Source organism: Bacteroides sp. AM16-13 (assembly GCF_003602705.1).
Taxonomy (GTDB): Bacteria; Bacteroidota; Bacteroidia; order Bacteroidales; family Bacteroidaceae; genus Bacteroides; species Bacteroides xylanisolvens.
Genome location: NZ_QTLK01000005.1, coordinates 33,410 through 46,619 on the forward strand (window position 1 = coordinate 33,410; position 13,210 = coordinate 46,619).

Sequence of the window (13,210 nt, forward strand, 5' to 3'; positions counted from 1 at the left end):
TATGAAACAATACCTGGATTTACTCAATCGTGTACTTACCGAAGGCACGGAAAAAAGTGATCGTACCGGAACCGGAACGATCAGTATCTTCGGTCATCAGATGCGTTTTAACCTTGATGACGGTTTCCCGTGCCTGACAACCAAAAAACTGCATCTGAAATCAATCATATACGAATTGCTTTGGTTTCTGCAAGGAGATACAAACGTGAAATACCTGCAGGAACACGGAGTACGTATTTGGAACGAATGGGCGGACGAGAACGGTGATTTGGGTCATGTCTACGGTTATCAATGGCGTTCATGGCCTGATTACAACGGCGGCTTCATCGACCAGATCAGCGAAGTAGTGGAGACACTCAAACACAATCCGGATTCACGCCGTATCATCGTTAGTGCGTGGAACGTAGCAGATTTGAACAATATGAATCTACCTCCCTGCCATGCATTCTTTCAGTTTTACGTAGCAGACGGGCGGTTGAGCCTGCAACTATATCAACGCAGTGCCGATATATTTCTCGGTGTTCCCTTCAACATTGCTTCATACGCATTATTACTGCAAATGATGGCACAAGTGACAGGTTTGAAAGCCGGCGATTTCGTTCATACTTTCGGTGATGCTCATATCTACCTGAACCATCTGGAACAAGTGAAACTCCAATTATCACGGGAGCCTCGTCCATTGCCACAAATGAAAATCAATCCGGACGTAAAAAACATCTTCGATTTTAAATTTGAGGACTTCGAGTTAGTAAACTATGATCCGCATCCGCATATTGCAGGAGCAGTAGCCGTGTAAAAAATATGAGTAAAGTATCCATCATTGCTGCCGTAGACCGCCGCATGGCTATAGGCTTTGAGAATAAGCTTCTTTTCTGGTTACCGAATGATTTGAAACGTTTCAAAGCATTAACTACCGGAAACACCATACTTATGGGACGCAAAACTTTCGAGTCATTACCGAAAGGCGCATTGCCCAATCGAAGAAATATCGTTTTATCTTCCAATCCGGACACGGTATGTTCCGGTGCGGAAGTGTTTCCTTCACTCGAAACGGCTTTGAGAAGTTGCCGGGAGGATGAACATATTTATATTATAGGAGGGGCAAGCATTTATCAGCAGGCTCTTTCCTTCGCTGACGAACTTTGCCTGACAGAGATAGACAGTACAGCTCCCGAAGCTGATGCCTATTTTCCGGAAGTATCTTCAAAGGTATGGCAGGAAAAAAGCAGAGAAGCCCATCCTGCGGATGAGAAACATCTCTGCTCTTATGCTTTCGTTGATTACGTAAGAAAGTAAAAAAATTGTTTCTTACTGTGATCCAACCACGAATACTGACTAATGATTAATCTTCATCTTCTATGTCGACCATAATCGGCATCTGCCGCTTAATGGCTTCATGGAAGGAGATTAATGTTTCGGTACGCGCCAAGCCCAATGGTTGCAACTTATCGTGAATAATACTCAATAAGTGGTGGTTATTCTTCGCGTAAATTTTGATAAACATATCGTATTTTCCGGTAGTGAAATGACATTCCACCACTTCGGGGATAGCCTCTAAAGCTTTTGTTACCGAGTCAAAGGATTCGGGGTCTTTTAGATATATACCAATATAAGCGCAAGTCTCATATCCGATTTTCTCGGGGTCGATAACATACTCCGAACCTTTTAATATTCCTAGATTAGTAAGCTTCTGAATACGCTGATGGATCGCAGCACCGGAAACATTACATGCTCTTGCCACTTCTAAAAAAGGAATACGCGCATTCCCTGCAATCAGTCTCAGAATTTGCTCATCTAATGCATCTAATTGATGATGTCCCATTTTTGAATCAAATTGTTTTTATCAATGAATCTTTTATGCAAAGTTAGCGATTTTTCGACAACAAATACTATAATCTATTACTTTTATTTGCAGAAAGCGGATAAGTCAACAATAGTTCGTACCTTTGCGAAAAACATAAATATACCATTTATATGAAACATATTTGCTGTATCATTCTGTGTTTCTGCACTTCTATAGGAAGTTATGCCCAGAATTTCGCTGATTATTTTCAGAACAAAACATTGCGAGTGGATTATATCTTTACCGGGGATGCTACACAACAGGCTATTTATCTGGATGAGCTTTCACAGCTCCCTACCTGGGCAGGGCGTCAACATCATCTCTCCGAACTTCCCTTGGAAGGCAACGGACAAATTATTGTGAAAGACCTTGCCAGCAAACAGTGTATCTACAAAACTTCTTTCTCTTCTTTATTTCAAGAATGGCTGTCAACAGACGAAGCCAAAGAAACAGCTAAAGGGTTTGAGAATACCTTTCTTCTTCCCTATCCCAAACAGCCTGTAGAAATAGAAGTGACTTTATATTCTCCGCGAAAGAAAACAATGGCTACTTACAAACATATCGTGCGTCCGGATGACATACTGATTCATAAACGGGGAGTATCACATGTTACTCCACACCGGTATATACTGCAAAGTGGCAATGAAAAAGACTGCATAGATGTTGCTATTCTGGCAGAGGGATATACAGAAAAAGAAATGGATATATTCTATCAGGATGCACAACGTACCTGCGAAAGTTTGTTTTCGTACGAGCCGTTCCGTTCCATGAAGGGTAAATTTAATATTGTTGCCGTAGCCAGTCCTTCAACGGATAGTGGTGTCAGTGTTCCCCGCGAAAATCTGTGGAAAGAAACGGCGGTTCATTCTCATTTCGATACCTTTTATTCAGATCGCTATCTGACTACCAGCCGGGTAAAGTCTATCCACAATGCATTGGCTGGTATCCCTTACGAGCATATCATTATCCTCGCTAACACAGATGTATACGGCGGAGGAGGAATATACAATTCTTATACGCTAACCACAGCTCATCACCCTATGTTCAAACCGGTGGTAGTGCACGAATTCGGGCACAGCTTTGGCGGATTGGCCGACGAGTATTTTTATGAGGATGATGTGATGACGGATACTTATCCACTGGATGTCGAACCGTGGGAACAGAATATTTCAACACAGGTGAACTTTGCTTCCAAATGGAAAGATATGCTTCCACTAGGCACTCCGATCCCTACTCCTATTGCTGAAAGAAAGAAATATCCGGTAGGAGTATATGAAGGAGGCGGCTATTCCGCTAAAGGTATTTACCGTCCTGCCTACGACTGTCGCATGAAAACAAACGGATACCCGGAGTTTTGCCCGGTTTGTCAACGTGCCATCCGCCGAATGATTGAGTTTTATGTTCCTTAATTGAATAACAATCATCGATGGTAACCAATGGTAAATACTCATCCAAAAACAAAATCAATATACAATCATATTATTGTCAAACTTAAAACCCAAACCTCATGATTAGACTTCAACCAATCAGTACGTCGGACCTGCAACATTACAAATTCATGGAAGAGCTCCTGATTGATGCATTTCCACCGGAAGAGTACCGTCAGCTGGAACAACTGCGCGAGTACACTGACCGTACGGGCAACTTTCATAATAACATCATCTTCGACGATGACCTGCCAGTCGGCTTCATTACCTATTGGGATTTTGACAGTTTCTACTATGTAGAACACTTTGCAACCAATCCTGCCCTGCGAAATGGAGGTTATGGAAAACGTACACTGGAATACTTGTGCAATTATTTAAAACGCCCGATCGTATTGGAAGTAGAACGTCCGGTGGAGGAAATGGCCAAACGACGTATCAGCTTTTATCAACGCCAGGGCTTTACACTATGGGAAAAAGACTACTGTCAACCTCCTTACAAACCCGGAGATGATTTTCTTCCCATGTATTTAATGGTACACGGAGAGCTGGATTGTGAAAAGGATTTTGAAACAATCAAAAAGAGAATACATAAAGAAGTATATGGAGTAAAAGACAATTAAAAAAGAATCCCGATAGAAAGAGTTGTACAAATGTGTAATATTAATATATAAAAAAGAAGGGTGTCCAAACCGATTTGGACACCCTTCCTTTTTATATATCAAATTAACTAATTACTTTTCACCACGTTTAGTAGCTGAATAGTTAATCTTCAAAGCATAAGATTTTCTAAGAGCATTTTTTACGTCAGTAATAATACCCATCTTTGTCTTTTGGTCTACTTTCAGAGATACAGTCATTTTAGCTGCATCACCTTCATTCATACTTGCACGTTCCTGGAAAATGAAGTCCTGTACTTCACCAACTTCAGCATAGCTGTCGTTGAGCTGAATACGACTTTCAGTACCCATTTTTGCGCGATATTCCTGCGTAGGTTCTCCTACATAGATGAATGTTACCAGCGATTTCTTCTCCAGTTTTTCGAGTTCAGTACCTTGCGGAAGTGTAAACTGTACCTTTAACGTTACCTCACGCATTGTTGTTACAATCATAAAGAAGAACAACAAGGTAAAGATAAGGTCAGGCAACGAAGAAGTATTCAATGCCGGCATTTCACGTTTACCAGTCTTATTAAATTTTCCCATTACTTACTTCTTTTTTTCTCCGTATTTTTTAGGTTCTGCTTCAGAAATTCGTTGCGGATAAATTTCACGAATCGCTTTTTGCTGATCGTCATTCAATTCCGCATATGTAGTTCCAAATTTCTGTTCAGCCAACTCGTCTCTCAATTCATTGTATGCAGCCACCAATTCGTTCTGCACGCTGATATAAGCCTGATAAGAAGATCCACGGTCATTCTGCAAAGAAATTACGTGCTTGTCATTAACCAGATATGTGCCAAAGAATTCTACATTCTTTTGTGTTTTTTCAGGCATATGTTCTGCGTTAGCAACGTTAGCAATAAATTCTTTAGCTTTCTCTCTCAACTGATCAACACCGATATAATCATTACCGCACATCAAAGCATCATCTTTATTCAAGTATACCTGCAATACGTTACGTTCTTTGATTTTATCAGTATTATCCTGATCTTGATCTTCGGGCGGTGGAGGCAAAAGTCTTGCCAAACCACGGTCCGTATCCATTGATGTTGTAATCAAGAAGAAGATCAGCAACAAGAAAGCGATATCCGCCGTAGAACTTGAGTTAATATCAGGAACTTTTCTTTTTCCTCTTGCCATTGTTATTACTTATTTAATTGAGAATTACTCAATTGATTAGGATAATTTCTTCTTTATGCCACTCACGATGATTGCAACAACTGTTACAAACAACAGGATGTAAATAGAATAAAGGAACATATCTGTTATTTTCAGCCAAAAAGGAACGTTGTCTGTACCGCTATAGCCCTGAATCTGCATTGGTGTTCCGTCACCCATAGACCAAGCAACAACTAAAACAACAACTAAAAGAACCAAACCAAGTAAAGATTTGATAGCATTTGCCGGATTATCTTTCAAGGCTGCTCCAAATTGGAATATTGCACCAAGTATAGTAGCTGCAATGGCAATGCCAAACAAAGCATACATCAAATAAAGTAAGGCGTCTGTTTGAGCCGGCTGCCACATCTCGGGATCTACCCCCGCAATCACTGCATCGCCTGTTGCATCTCCTCCTAAGAAGAAAAGGCACAATACGATCAGGATGATGGCAAACATCGCATAAAGTGCATAATACGATGCTCTATATGTTAACTTACTCATCTTCGATTATTTTTTGTATTTCAAGTTATATTTGATTACCATGTCTAACAAAGAGATAGAAGAATCTTCCATTTCGCTAGTCAGAGCTTCAATCTTAGCAAGTACATAGTTGTAGAATACCTGAAGGATCAATGCTACGATCAAACCGAAGATAGTTGTAATCAAGGCAACTTTCATACCACCTGCAACAACCGTCGGAGAGATATCACCTACCTGCTGGATTTTATCAAATGCCTGCACCATACCGATTACAGTACCCAAGAATCCGAGTGACGGAGCCATTGCGATAAACAGTGTGATCCAAGAACATCCTTTTTCAAGGTAACCAGCCTGTACACCACCGTAAGATACAACTGACTTCTCAACTACATCAATACCCTGATCAATTCTCATCAGACCTTGATAGTAAATAGAAGCAACCGGACCTCTGGTGTTACGAGCAATGTCTTTAGCAGCTTCAACATCACCTTTTTCCAAAGCAGCTTCGATAGATGCCATGAATTTTTTTGTGTTGATTTCGGCCAAACTCAAATAAATGATACGTTCGATACAGAAAGCCAAACCGATCACCAAAGCGATAGCTACCAAACTCATGAAAGATGCAGTACCTTCGATGAATTTAACTTTGATTTCCTTGTGAATACCACCTTCTTCTGCAGCAGGAGCAGCAGCAGTAGTAGCTTCAGCGGCAGGAGCAGCTTGTTGTTCAGTTTGTTCTGCTGCAGGAGCATCTTGAGCCTGAGCAAGTTGAATTGAGCCAAAAGTGAAGGCCCCAATCACAGCAACAATTGCAAATAACTTTTTCATTGTGTGTCTAATTTTTAAGATTAATTAATTGATTATTATTATTGTATTTACTTCTCTTCTCTTTTTCATGTCTGCGGAGAGACGGGGATTCGAACCCCGGATACACTTTTGGCGTATACACGCTTTCCAGGCGTGCCTCTTCAACCACTCGAGCATCTCTCCCTGCATGTTTTCTGCATTTTCAGCTACAAATGTATTCTTTTTTTTCTTTTCTTGAAGCATTCTCCCTCTTTTATCTTGAATAAATACTGCAAATTAATATAATTTAAAACCTTTCGAACCTTATTTGCGGATTCCAAACACTTTTAGCGCATTAACAGAAGTGACCTCTGCTACGTGCTCTGGAGTTATCTGATAAATCTCCGCCACCTTCATAAGTGTGTCTTTTACATTGGCGCTCTCATTTCTCTTCCCCCGGTTCGGCACAGGAGCTAAATAAGGGGAGTCGGTTTCGAGCACAATGCGTTCCAAAGGAACTGTCGTCAGTGTTTCCGGTAAAGTCGATTTCTTAAAAGTAACGACTCCGTTAATACCTAACATAAATCCTTCGAATTCCAACAATTTCGCCGCTTCTTCCGATGTCCCGGTGAAACTATGAAAAATGCCGGTCAATGGCGTCTTTTTATAGGGCTCCATTACCTTATATATATATTCAAATGCTTCTCTTGAATGAATTACAATCGGAAGGTCATACTCTAATGCCCACTCTATTTGCTTTTCAAAAGCCAAAATTTGTTCTTTCAGAAAAGTCTTGTCCCAATAAAGGTCGAGGCCTATTTCTCCGATAGCCACAAATTCATTAGAAGTCGACAAGTACTTGCGTACAACTGCTAATTCCTGTTCATAGGATTCATTGACGGAAGTCGGGTGCAGCCCGATCATCGGATAGCAAAAACCCGGATAATCCCTACACACTGACAACATAGCATCAATGGTGGTACTGTCTATATTGGGCATGAAAATATAGGAAACTCCCGCTTTCCGTGCACGTTCCATCACCTGCGGCAGGTCTTCGGTAAATTCTTCAACAAAAAGGTGAGAATGAGTATCTATCAGCATGATATTTCTTTTTCTTCTTTTACTTTCTCGCTGGAACGATAATAATATATCAGTCCGTAGTCGCGACATTTTTCTAATCTGGTATCATTGGGAGTGACATCCTGATATTTAGCTTCTACCTGGTTCCAGATATCCAGAATCAATTCATCTGCACGGTCACGCATGGATGCCAATTCATCAAGACTGCGACTGGTTAATGCCTGATAGTTTTTCTGCCGTTCGTAGCTTTCCAGAAAAATATCATAATGCACTTTTACACGTGCAATAGTCGGATTATAAATAGGTATGCCGCCTTGAGTTGTTCTTTGTTGTTCGCCTTCAATTATTTTCTTCCCCCACTCTACCAGTGCGGCTTCACTCAACAGGTCCGGCACTGTGTTTGAAGCAGGCAGGCCATATAATTCTTTATGCGCCACTTTGATTTCATCGCGAAGTACTGCCAAATTGAGTACTTGGATAAAATGAGAGATATACAACCGGGCGGTCTTCACGTTCATCTGATGCTTACGGCTGGCACGCGACTGGTTGTTGTAACACTGTGTATAATAAATTTGCGCAGCCTCGAACCGATGTAAGAAATTACGTGCCTCAAATAATGTCTTTAATGTAATAGCCAAGTCACGTACGTTATACATCTCCCCCTTTTCGACTGCCGCTTTCAACGCCCGAACTCTTGCTTGATCAGTATTTGGTAATCGTCTGTAAGGCATATCTCTGACACTTAGCTACATTTCACGATACATTAATAATTTCACAAGATTCTTCAATTCTTTTTTCCTGTCTTCTGCAACGGCGACTGCAGCCAGGCTTTCCATAGCAAGGGTGTAATATTCGCGCATTTTGTTTTCGCAGACATTACGGATATTCAACTGATTATAGATTTCAGTTACCGCTTTTATTTTTTCTGCTGGTTGAAAAGTTTCTGTATTCAACCAACGATTCAATTCTTCCTGCTGCTTTTCATCTGCGTGCTCCAGTGCTTTGATAAGCATATATGTTTTTTTATTGCAAAGAATGTCTCCGCCTATCTTCTTCCCGAACACTTCCGGGTCTCCATATACATCCAACAAATCATCCTGCAATTGGAACGCAACTCCGATATGCATCCCAAAATGATAAAGATTCTCTGCATCTTCAGCAGTCGCTCCTGCCAAAATTGCACCGATTTTAAGACTAGCAGCAAGCAACACTGCCGTTTTCAAACGAATCATTTCAATGTATTCGTCTTCTGTCACATCACAGCGGGACTCAAATTCCATATCCAGCTGCTGCCCTTCACAGATCTCAAGTGTAGTCAGACTGAATAAATCCATCACTTCTTTCAAATGTTCCTGCGGACATCCCGTCATATAGCGAAATGCCAGAATCAACATAGCATCTCCTGAAAGAACAGCAGTGTTATCGTTCCATACTTTGTGTACAGTAGGTTTGCCTCTGCGCACATCCGAGCGATCCATCAAATCATCATGCAACAAGGTGTGGTTGTGGTAAACTTCAATTGCAGTGGCAGGATCGTATATAGACGCCACATCCTCCCGATACAAGTTATATCCCATCAACATTAATACAGGACGTATCCGCTTCCCACCCAGAGAAAGGATATATTCAATCGGTTCATAAAGTCCTTTCGGCGTCCGGGTAAACTGAATTTCAGAAATATGATTATTTATCTTATCAAGTAATTGAGAAGCTGTAAACATGATGAATAAAAAAATTAATGAATAAAAAGAGGCTGCCGAAAGCAGCCTCCTAATTTATATTATTACAAATTACTGCAATCTAAACATCACAGGAACCGTAAATTTAACACGTACCGGTTTTCCGCGCTGCATACCTGGTTTCCACTTCGGCATGGTATTAATCACACGGAGGGCTTCTTTATCCAGATACGGGTCAACGCTACGTACAACCTTCGCATCTACGATACTACCGTCTTTGTTAACAACGAACTGTACGATAACACGTCCTTGAGTTCCGTTTTCCTGTGCGATAGTCGGATATTTAATATTCTTTGCCAGATACTGCATCAAAGCTGCTTGTCCGCCCGGGAAGTCCGGCATGTTTTCTACAACCTCGAAAATAGTCTGTTCTTCCGGTTCTTCTTCAACAACTTGTACAGGCACATATTTTACTTCTACACGAGCTTGGTTATCTTCATTGATAATAGTTGTTGTTTCCTCAATATCAGCTTTATCATCCACAATCTCCAGCAATTCTGCTACTTTTGGAGCTTCAGGTGGTGGTGGAGCCGCTTGTTCAGGGGTTTCGGTAATAGGAATAATTTCCTCTTCAAACACGACATCAGCTACTGCCTGGCTTGTATCAATCTTCACGTCACGCTGGGTCCATTCGAACGCCACGAACATGAAAGCTAGAACTACCACGTAACCAACGAGCAACCATGTAGACTTCTTGCCTTCCAGGTCTGCTTTGGGTGATTTTTTAACTTCCATAAATTTATTAATATAATGATTAAAAAAAAGTGTCCTTTCATGTGTCTCCGGGCAAATATAGTACATTTTCATGTATTCGTTCCCCTCTTTGCCTCTTTTTATCCGGCTTTTTAACTTTTTTAATTCTTTCGTACTTGTCTTGCTCCTTTTAACGGCAAACTTATGGTTGATTTTCAAATTTACCGTATCTTTGGCGGACAAATCAGATGAACTGAATATGAAAAAGATAACAATTGCAATCGATGGTTTTTCCTCTTGCGGAAAAAGCACAATGGCTAAAGATCTGGCCCGTGAAGTGGGCTACATTTACATTGACAGCGGAGCCATGTATCGTGCGGTCACTTTATATAGTATAGAAAACGGAATTTTCGACGGAGACGTTATCGATACGGAGAGGCTGAAAAAAGAAATTAAGGACATTCATATATCGTTCCGGCTGAATAAGGAAACCGGACGTCCCGACACTTATCTCAACGGTGTGAATGTAGAGAATAAAATCCGTTCGATGGAGGTTTCTTCCAAAGTGAGTCCTATCAGTACGCTCGACTTCGTACGTGAAGCAATGGTAGCTCAACAACAAGCAATGGGAAATGAGAAGGGGATTGTCATGGATGGCCGGGACATAGGTACCACTGTTTTCCCGGATGCGGAACTGAAAATATTTGTAACCGCCACTCCCGAAATCCGTGCTCAACGCCGTTATGACGAGCTGAAAGCAAAGGGACAGGCAGCCAGCTTCGACGAGATTCTGGAAAATGTGAAACAACGGGATTATATCGATCAAAACCGTGAAGTAAGTCCGTTGCGCAAAGCAGAAGATGCGCTGCTCCTGGATAATACCGACTTATCGATTGAAGAGCAGAAAAAATGGCTTTTCGAACAATTTAATAAGGTAAGTAAATAGTTTGTTTTATGATCAAGGTAGAGATAGACGAAGGTTCCGGCTTCTGCTTTGGTGTGGTGACAGCCATTCATAAGGCAGAAGAAGAGTTGGCAAAGGGAGAAACACTCTATTGCCTCGGAGACATTGTGCATAATAGCCGGGAAGTGGACAGGCTGAAAACGATGGGATTAATCACTATCAATCGGGAAGAATTCAAGCAATTGAAAAATGCAAAAGTATTGCTCCGGGCGCATGGAGAGCCACCGGAAACTTATATGATTGCCCGTGAAAATAAGATCGAGATTATCGATGCGACCTGTCCGGTTGTATTACGTTTGCAAAAACGCATCCGACAAGGGTATCTGGCAGACAGTGACGAAGAAAAACAAATTGTCATCTACGGCAAGAGCGGACACGCTGAAGTGCTGGGACTGGTAGGGCAGACAGACGGAAAAGCAATTGTGATTGAAAAGGCAGAGGAAGCCAAAAAGCTGGATTTAAATAAAAGTATCCGCCTTTTCTCACAGACAACCAAGTCACTGGACGAATTTCAAGAAATCGTAGAATACTTCAAACAACATATTTCACCGGAGGCGACTTTCGAATATTATGATACGATCTGCCGTCAGGTTGCCAACCGTATGCCTAAGCTCCGGGAGTTTGCGGCTACACACGATTTGATCTTCTTCGTCAGCGGCAAAAAGAGTTCGAACGGAAAGATGCTGTTTGAAGAATGTTTGAAGGTGAACGCTAATTCGCATTTGATAGATAACGAGAAAGAAATCGATCCTTCTCTTCTTCAAAACGTAAAATCGATTGGTGTATGTGGGGCGACTTCTACTCCGAAATGGTTGATGGAGAAGATTTACAATCACATTCGGACGCTTATCAAAGAATAATTGCTTTATTCATATAAAGAATAATAGCAAAGCAACATAAGAAAAAACGGCAAAGTAACACGAATGAATAAAAAGAAAGCAAGAAAGGGCTATTTGAACATTTTTAATGTTTTCTTCATACGAAAAAAAACTTCATAACCGCTGCTTTCAACTTTTTATTGTACATTTGCCGCGTCAAACTAATTAATGAGAGATTGTTATATGGGAACAGTTAAGTGTATCGGAATTTTGACCTCCGGAGGTGATGCTCCGGGAATGAACGCTGCTATACGTGCAGTGACACGTGCAGCTATCTACAATGGATTGCAAGTCAAAGGTATATACAGAGGCTATAAAGGTCTGGTCACGGGTGAAATCAAAGAATTTAAGAGTCAGAATGTGAGTAATATCATCCAGTTGGGTGGTACTATCCTGAAAACAGCCCGTTGTAAAGAGTTCACGACTCCGGAAGGTCGCCAGTTGGCTTATGATAATATGAAAAAAGAAGGCATTGATGCCTTGGTTATCATTGGTGGAGACGGTTCACTGACAGGTGCACGTATCTTTGCACAGGAATTTGATGTTCCATGTATCGGACTGCCGGGAACTATTGATAATGACCTTTACGGTACAGATACTACCATCGGATATGACACTGCATTAAATACGATATTGGACGCTGTGGATAAGATCCGCGACACGGCCACTTCACACGAACGTTTGTTTTTTGTTGAAGTGATGGGACGTGATGCCGGTTTCCTTGCACTGAACGGAGCCATCGCTTCGGGAGCGGAAGCTGCTATTATTCCGGAATTCAGTACGGAAGTCGACCAACTGGAAGAGTTTATCAAGAACGGATTCCGTAAATCAAAAAACAGTAGTATTGTATTGGTAGCCGAAAGCGAACTGACCGGAGGAGCCATGCATTATGCCGAACGTGTGAAAAACGAATACCCGCAATACGATGTACGTGTGACGATCTTAGGTCACTTGCAACGTGGTGGTAGCCCGACTGCCCACGACCGTATCCTGGCAAGCCGCCTCGGTGCTGCTGCTATCGATGCTATTATGGAAGATCAACGTAACGTAATGATCGGAATCGAACATGATGAAATCGTTTACGTACCGTTCAGTAAGGCTATTAAGAATGACAAACCAATCAAGAGAGATCTTGTCACTGTATTGAAAGAGCTTTCAATCTAATCTTTTTATTTTTAGGAGTTCAGCTTATATCAGTATTATAAGATAAAGAGCGGTGGATGAACGGGAGATTTCCTTATCATTCACCGCTCTTCTTTCATTTATTCAATGCTTCTTTTCACCACAGAGGACACGGAGGTGAATTTGTTTTATGACTTACGGTTGCGACCCTAATTTTGATGCGTAATCCTCCTACTATAAAGTTGAAAAACATGAAAACATCTGCCACCTGCAACCAAACGCGTGTAATTCACTAGTTAATAGATAGTTGTAACGTTGCAGATACTGTTGCAGATAGGTTGCAGATCAAAGTATCTGCAACACAGTATAAGCCTTGCA

16 protein-coding genes and 1 tRNA gene are annotated in these 13,210 nt (G+C 41.3%); 7 read left to right on the plus strand and 10 right to left on the minus strand.

Annotated features, from left to right (window positions below):
• The first annotated feature begins 1 nt into the window (after position 1).
• Positions 2-796, plus strand: a complete 795-nt coding sequence (locus tag DW173_RS04975; protein ID WP_008019458.1) for a thymidylate synthase — start codon at positions 2-4, stop codon at positions 794-796.
• A 5-nt stretch (positions 797-801) separates the two neighbouring features.
• Positions 802-1,296 carry a dihydrofolate reductase gene (locus DW173_RS04980; protein WP_004315768.1) on the plus strand — a complete coding sequence of 165 codons (495 nt, stop codon included), beginning with the start codon at positions 802-804 and terminating at the stop codon, positions 1,294-1,296.
• 46 nt (positions 1,297-1,342) lie between these two features.
• On the opposite strand, the gene DW173_RS04985 is transcribed toward DW173_RS04980, so the two are convergent.
• Entirely contained in the window at positions 1,343-1,822 is a 480-nt protein-coding gene (locus tag DW173_RS04985; protein WP_004315769.1) for an Lrp/AsnC family transcriptional regulator, read from the minus strand.
• Positions 1,823-1,974: 152 nt separating this feature from the next.
• Between DW173_RS04985 and DW173_RS04990 the strand changes: the two genes are divergently transcribed.
• Entirely contained in the window at positions 1,975-3,252 is a 1,278-nt protein-coding gene (locus DW173_RS04990) for an IgA Peptidase M64 (RefSeq protein ID WP_118195667.1), read from the plus strand.
• A gap of 98 nt (positions 3,253-3,350) precedes the next feature.
• Positions 3,351-3,890, plus strand: coding sequence for a GNAT family N-acetyltransferase (locus DW173_RS04995; protein ID WP_008024780.1), 540 nt, complete (start codon positions 3,351-3,353; stop codon positions 3,888-3,890).
• Positions 3,891-4,001: 111 nt separating this feature from the next.
• Here the strand turns inward: DW173_RS04995 and DW173_RS05000 are convergent, their stop codons facing one another.
• From DW173_RS05000 to DW173_RS05040, 9 genes are all read right to left on the minus strand, one after another.
• Positions 4,002-4,472 (minus strand): ExbD/TolR family protein, encoded by a 471-nt coding sequence (locus DW173_RS05000; protein ID WP_004315772.1) that lies wholly within the window; start codon positions 4,470-4,472, stop codon positions 4,002-4,004.
• 3 nt (positions 4,473-4,475) lie between these two features.
• Entirely contained in the window at positions 4,476-5,069 is a 594-nt protein-coding gene (locus DW173_RS05005) for an ExbD/TolR family protein (protein ID WP_004315773.1), read from the minus strand.
• A 36-nt stretch (positions 5,070-5,105) separates the two neighbouring features.
• A complete protein-coding gene (locus DW173_RS05010; protein WP_008019454.1) occupies positions 5,106-5,591 on the minus strand; it encodes a hypothetical protein in 486 nt (161 codons plus the stop codon).
• Positions 5,592-5,597: 6 nt separating this feature from the next.
• On the minus strand, positions 5,598-6,398 hold the full coding sequence (locus tag DW173_RS05015; protein ID WP_004315775.1) for a MotA/TolQ/ExbB proton channel family protein: 801 nt from the start codon (positions 6,396-6,398) through the stop codon (positions 5,598-5,600).
• 74 nt (positions 6,399-6,472) lie between these two features.
• A tRNA-Ser gene (locus DW173_RS05020) sits at positions 6,473-6,560 on the minus strand.
• 120 nt (positions 6,561-6,680) lie between these two features.
• The gene (locus DW173_RS05025; RefSeq protein WP_008024783.1) at positions 6,681-7,457 is read right to left on the minus strand and encodes a TatD family hydrolase; all 777 of its coding nucleotides are present in this window, start codon (positions 7,455-7,457) and stop codon (positions 6,681-6,683) included.
• Positions 7,451-8,167: a hypothetical protein gene (locus DW173_RS05030; protein WP_009038744.1), complete on the minus strand. Its 717-nt coding sequence runs from the start codon at positions 8,165-8,167 to the stop codon at positions 7,451-7,453. Before DW173_RS05030 ends, DW173_RS05025 begins: the two co-directional genes overlap by 7 nt.
• A gap of 15 nt (positions 8,168-8,182) precedes the next feature.
• Positions 8,183-9,157, minus strand: coding sequence for a polyprenyl synthetase family protein (locus DW173_RS05035; protein WP_120143947.1), 975 nt, complete (start codon positions 9,155-9,157; stop codon positions 8,183-8,185).
• 69 nt (positions 9,158-9,226) lie between these two features.
• Entirely contained in the window at positions 9,227-9,910 is a 684-nt protein-coding gene (locus tag DW173_RS05040) for an energy transducer TonB (protein WP_004321840.1), read from the minus strand.
• A 70-nt stretch (positions 9,911-9,980) separates the two neighbouring features.
• Between DW173_RS05040 and cmk the strand changes: the two genes are divergently transcribed.
• The 3 genes from cmk (at position 9,981) to pfkA (ending at position 12,874) form a co-directional block, all read left to right on the plus strand.
• Positions 9,981-10,814: a (d)CMP kinase gene (gene cmk, locus DW173_RS05045; RefSeq protein ID WP_181985794.1), complete on the plus strand. Its 834-nt coding sequence runs from the start codon at positions 9,981-9,983 to the stop codon at positions 10,812-10,814.
• Between the two features lie 8 nt (positions 10,815-10,822).
• Positions 10,823-11,692, plus strand: a complete 870-nt coding sequence (locus tag DW173_RS05050) for a 4-hydroxy-3-methylbut-2-enyl diphosphate reductase (protein ID WP_004306786.1) — start codon at positions 10,823-10,825, stop codon at positions 11,690-11,692.
• A gap of 201 nt (positions 11,693-11,893) precedes the next feature.
• Positions 11,894-12,874 carry a 6-phosphofructokinase gene (pfkA, locus tag DW173_RS05055; protein ID WP_004297914.1) on the plus strand — a complete coding sequence of 327 codons (981 nt, stop codon included), beginning with the start codon at positions 11,894-11,896 and terminating at the stop codon, positions 12,872-12,874.
• The last annotated feature ends 336 nt before the right edge of the window (positions 12,875-13,210 follow it).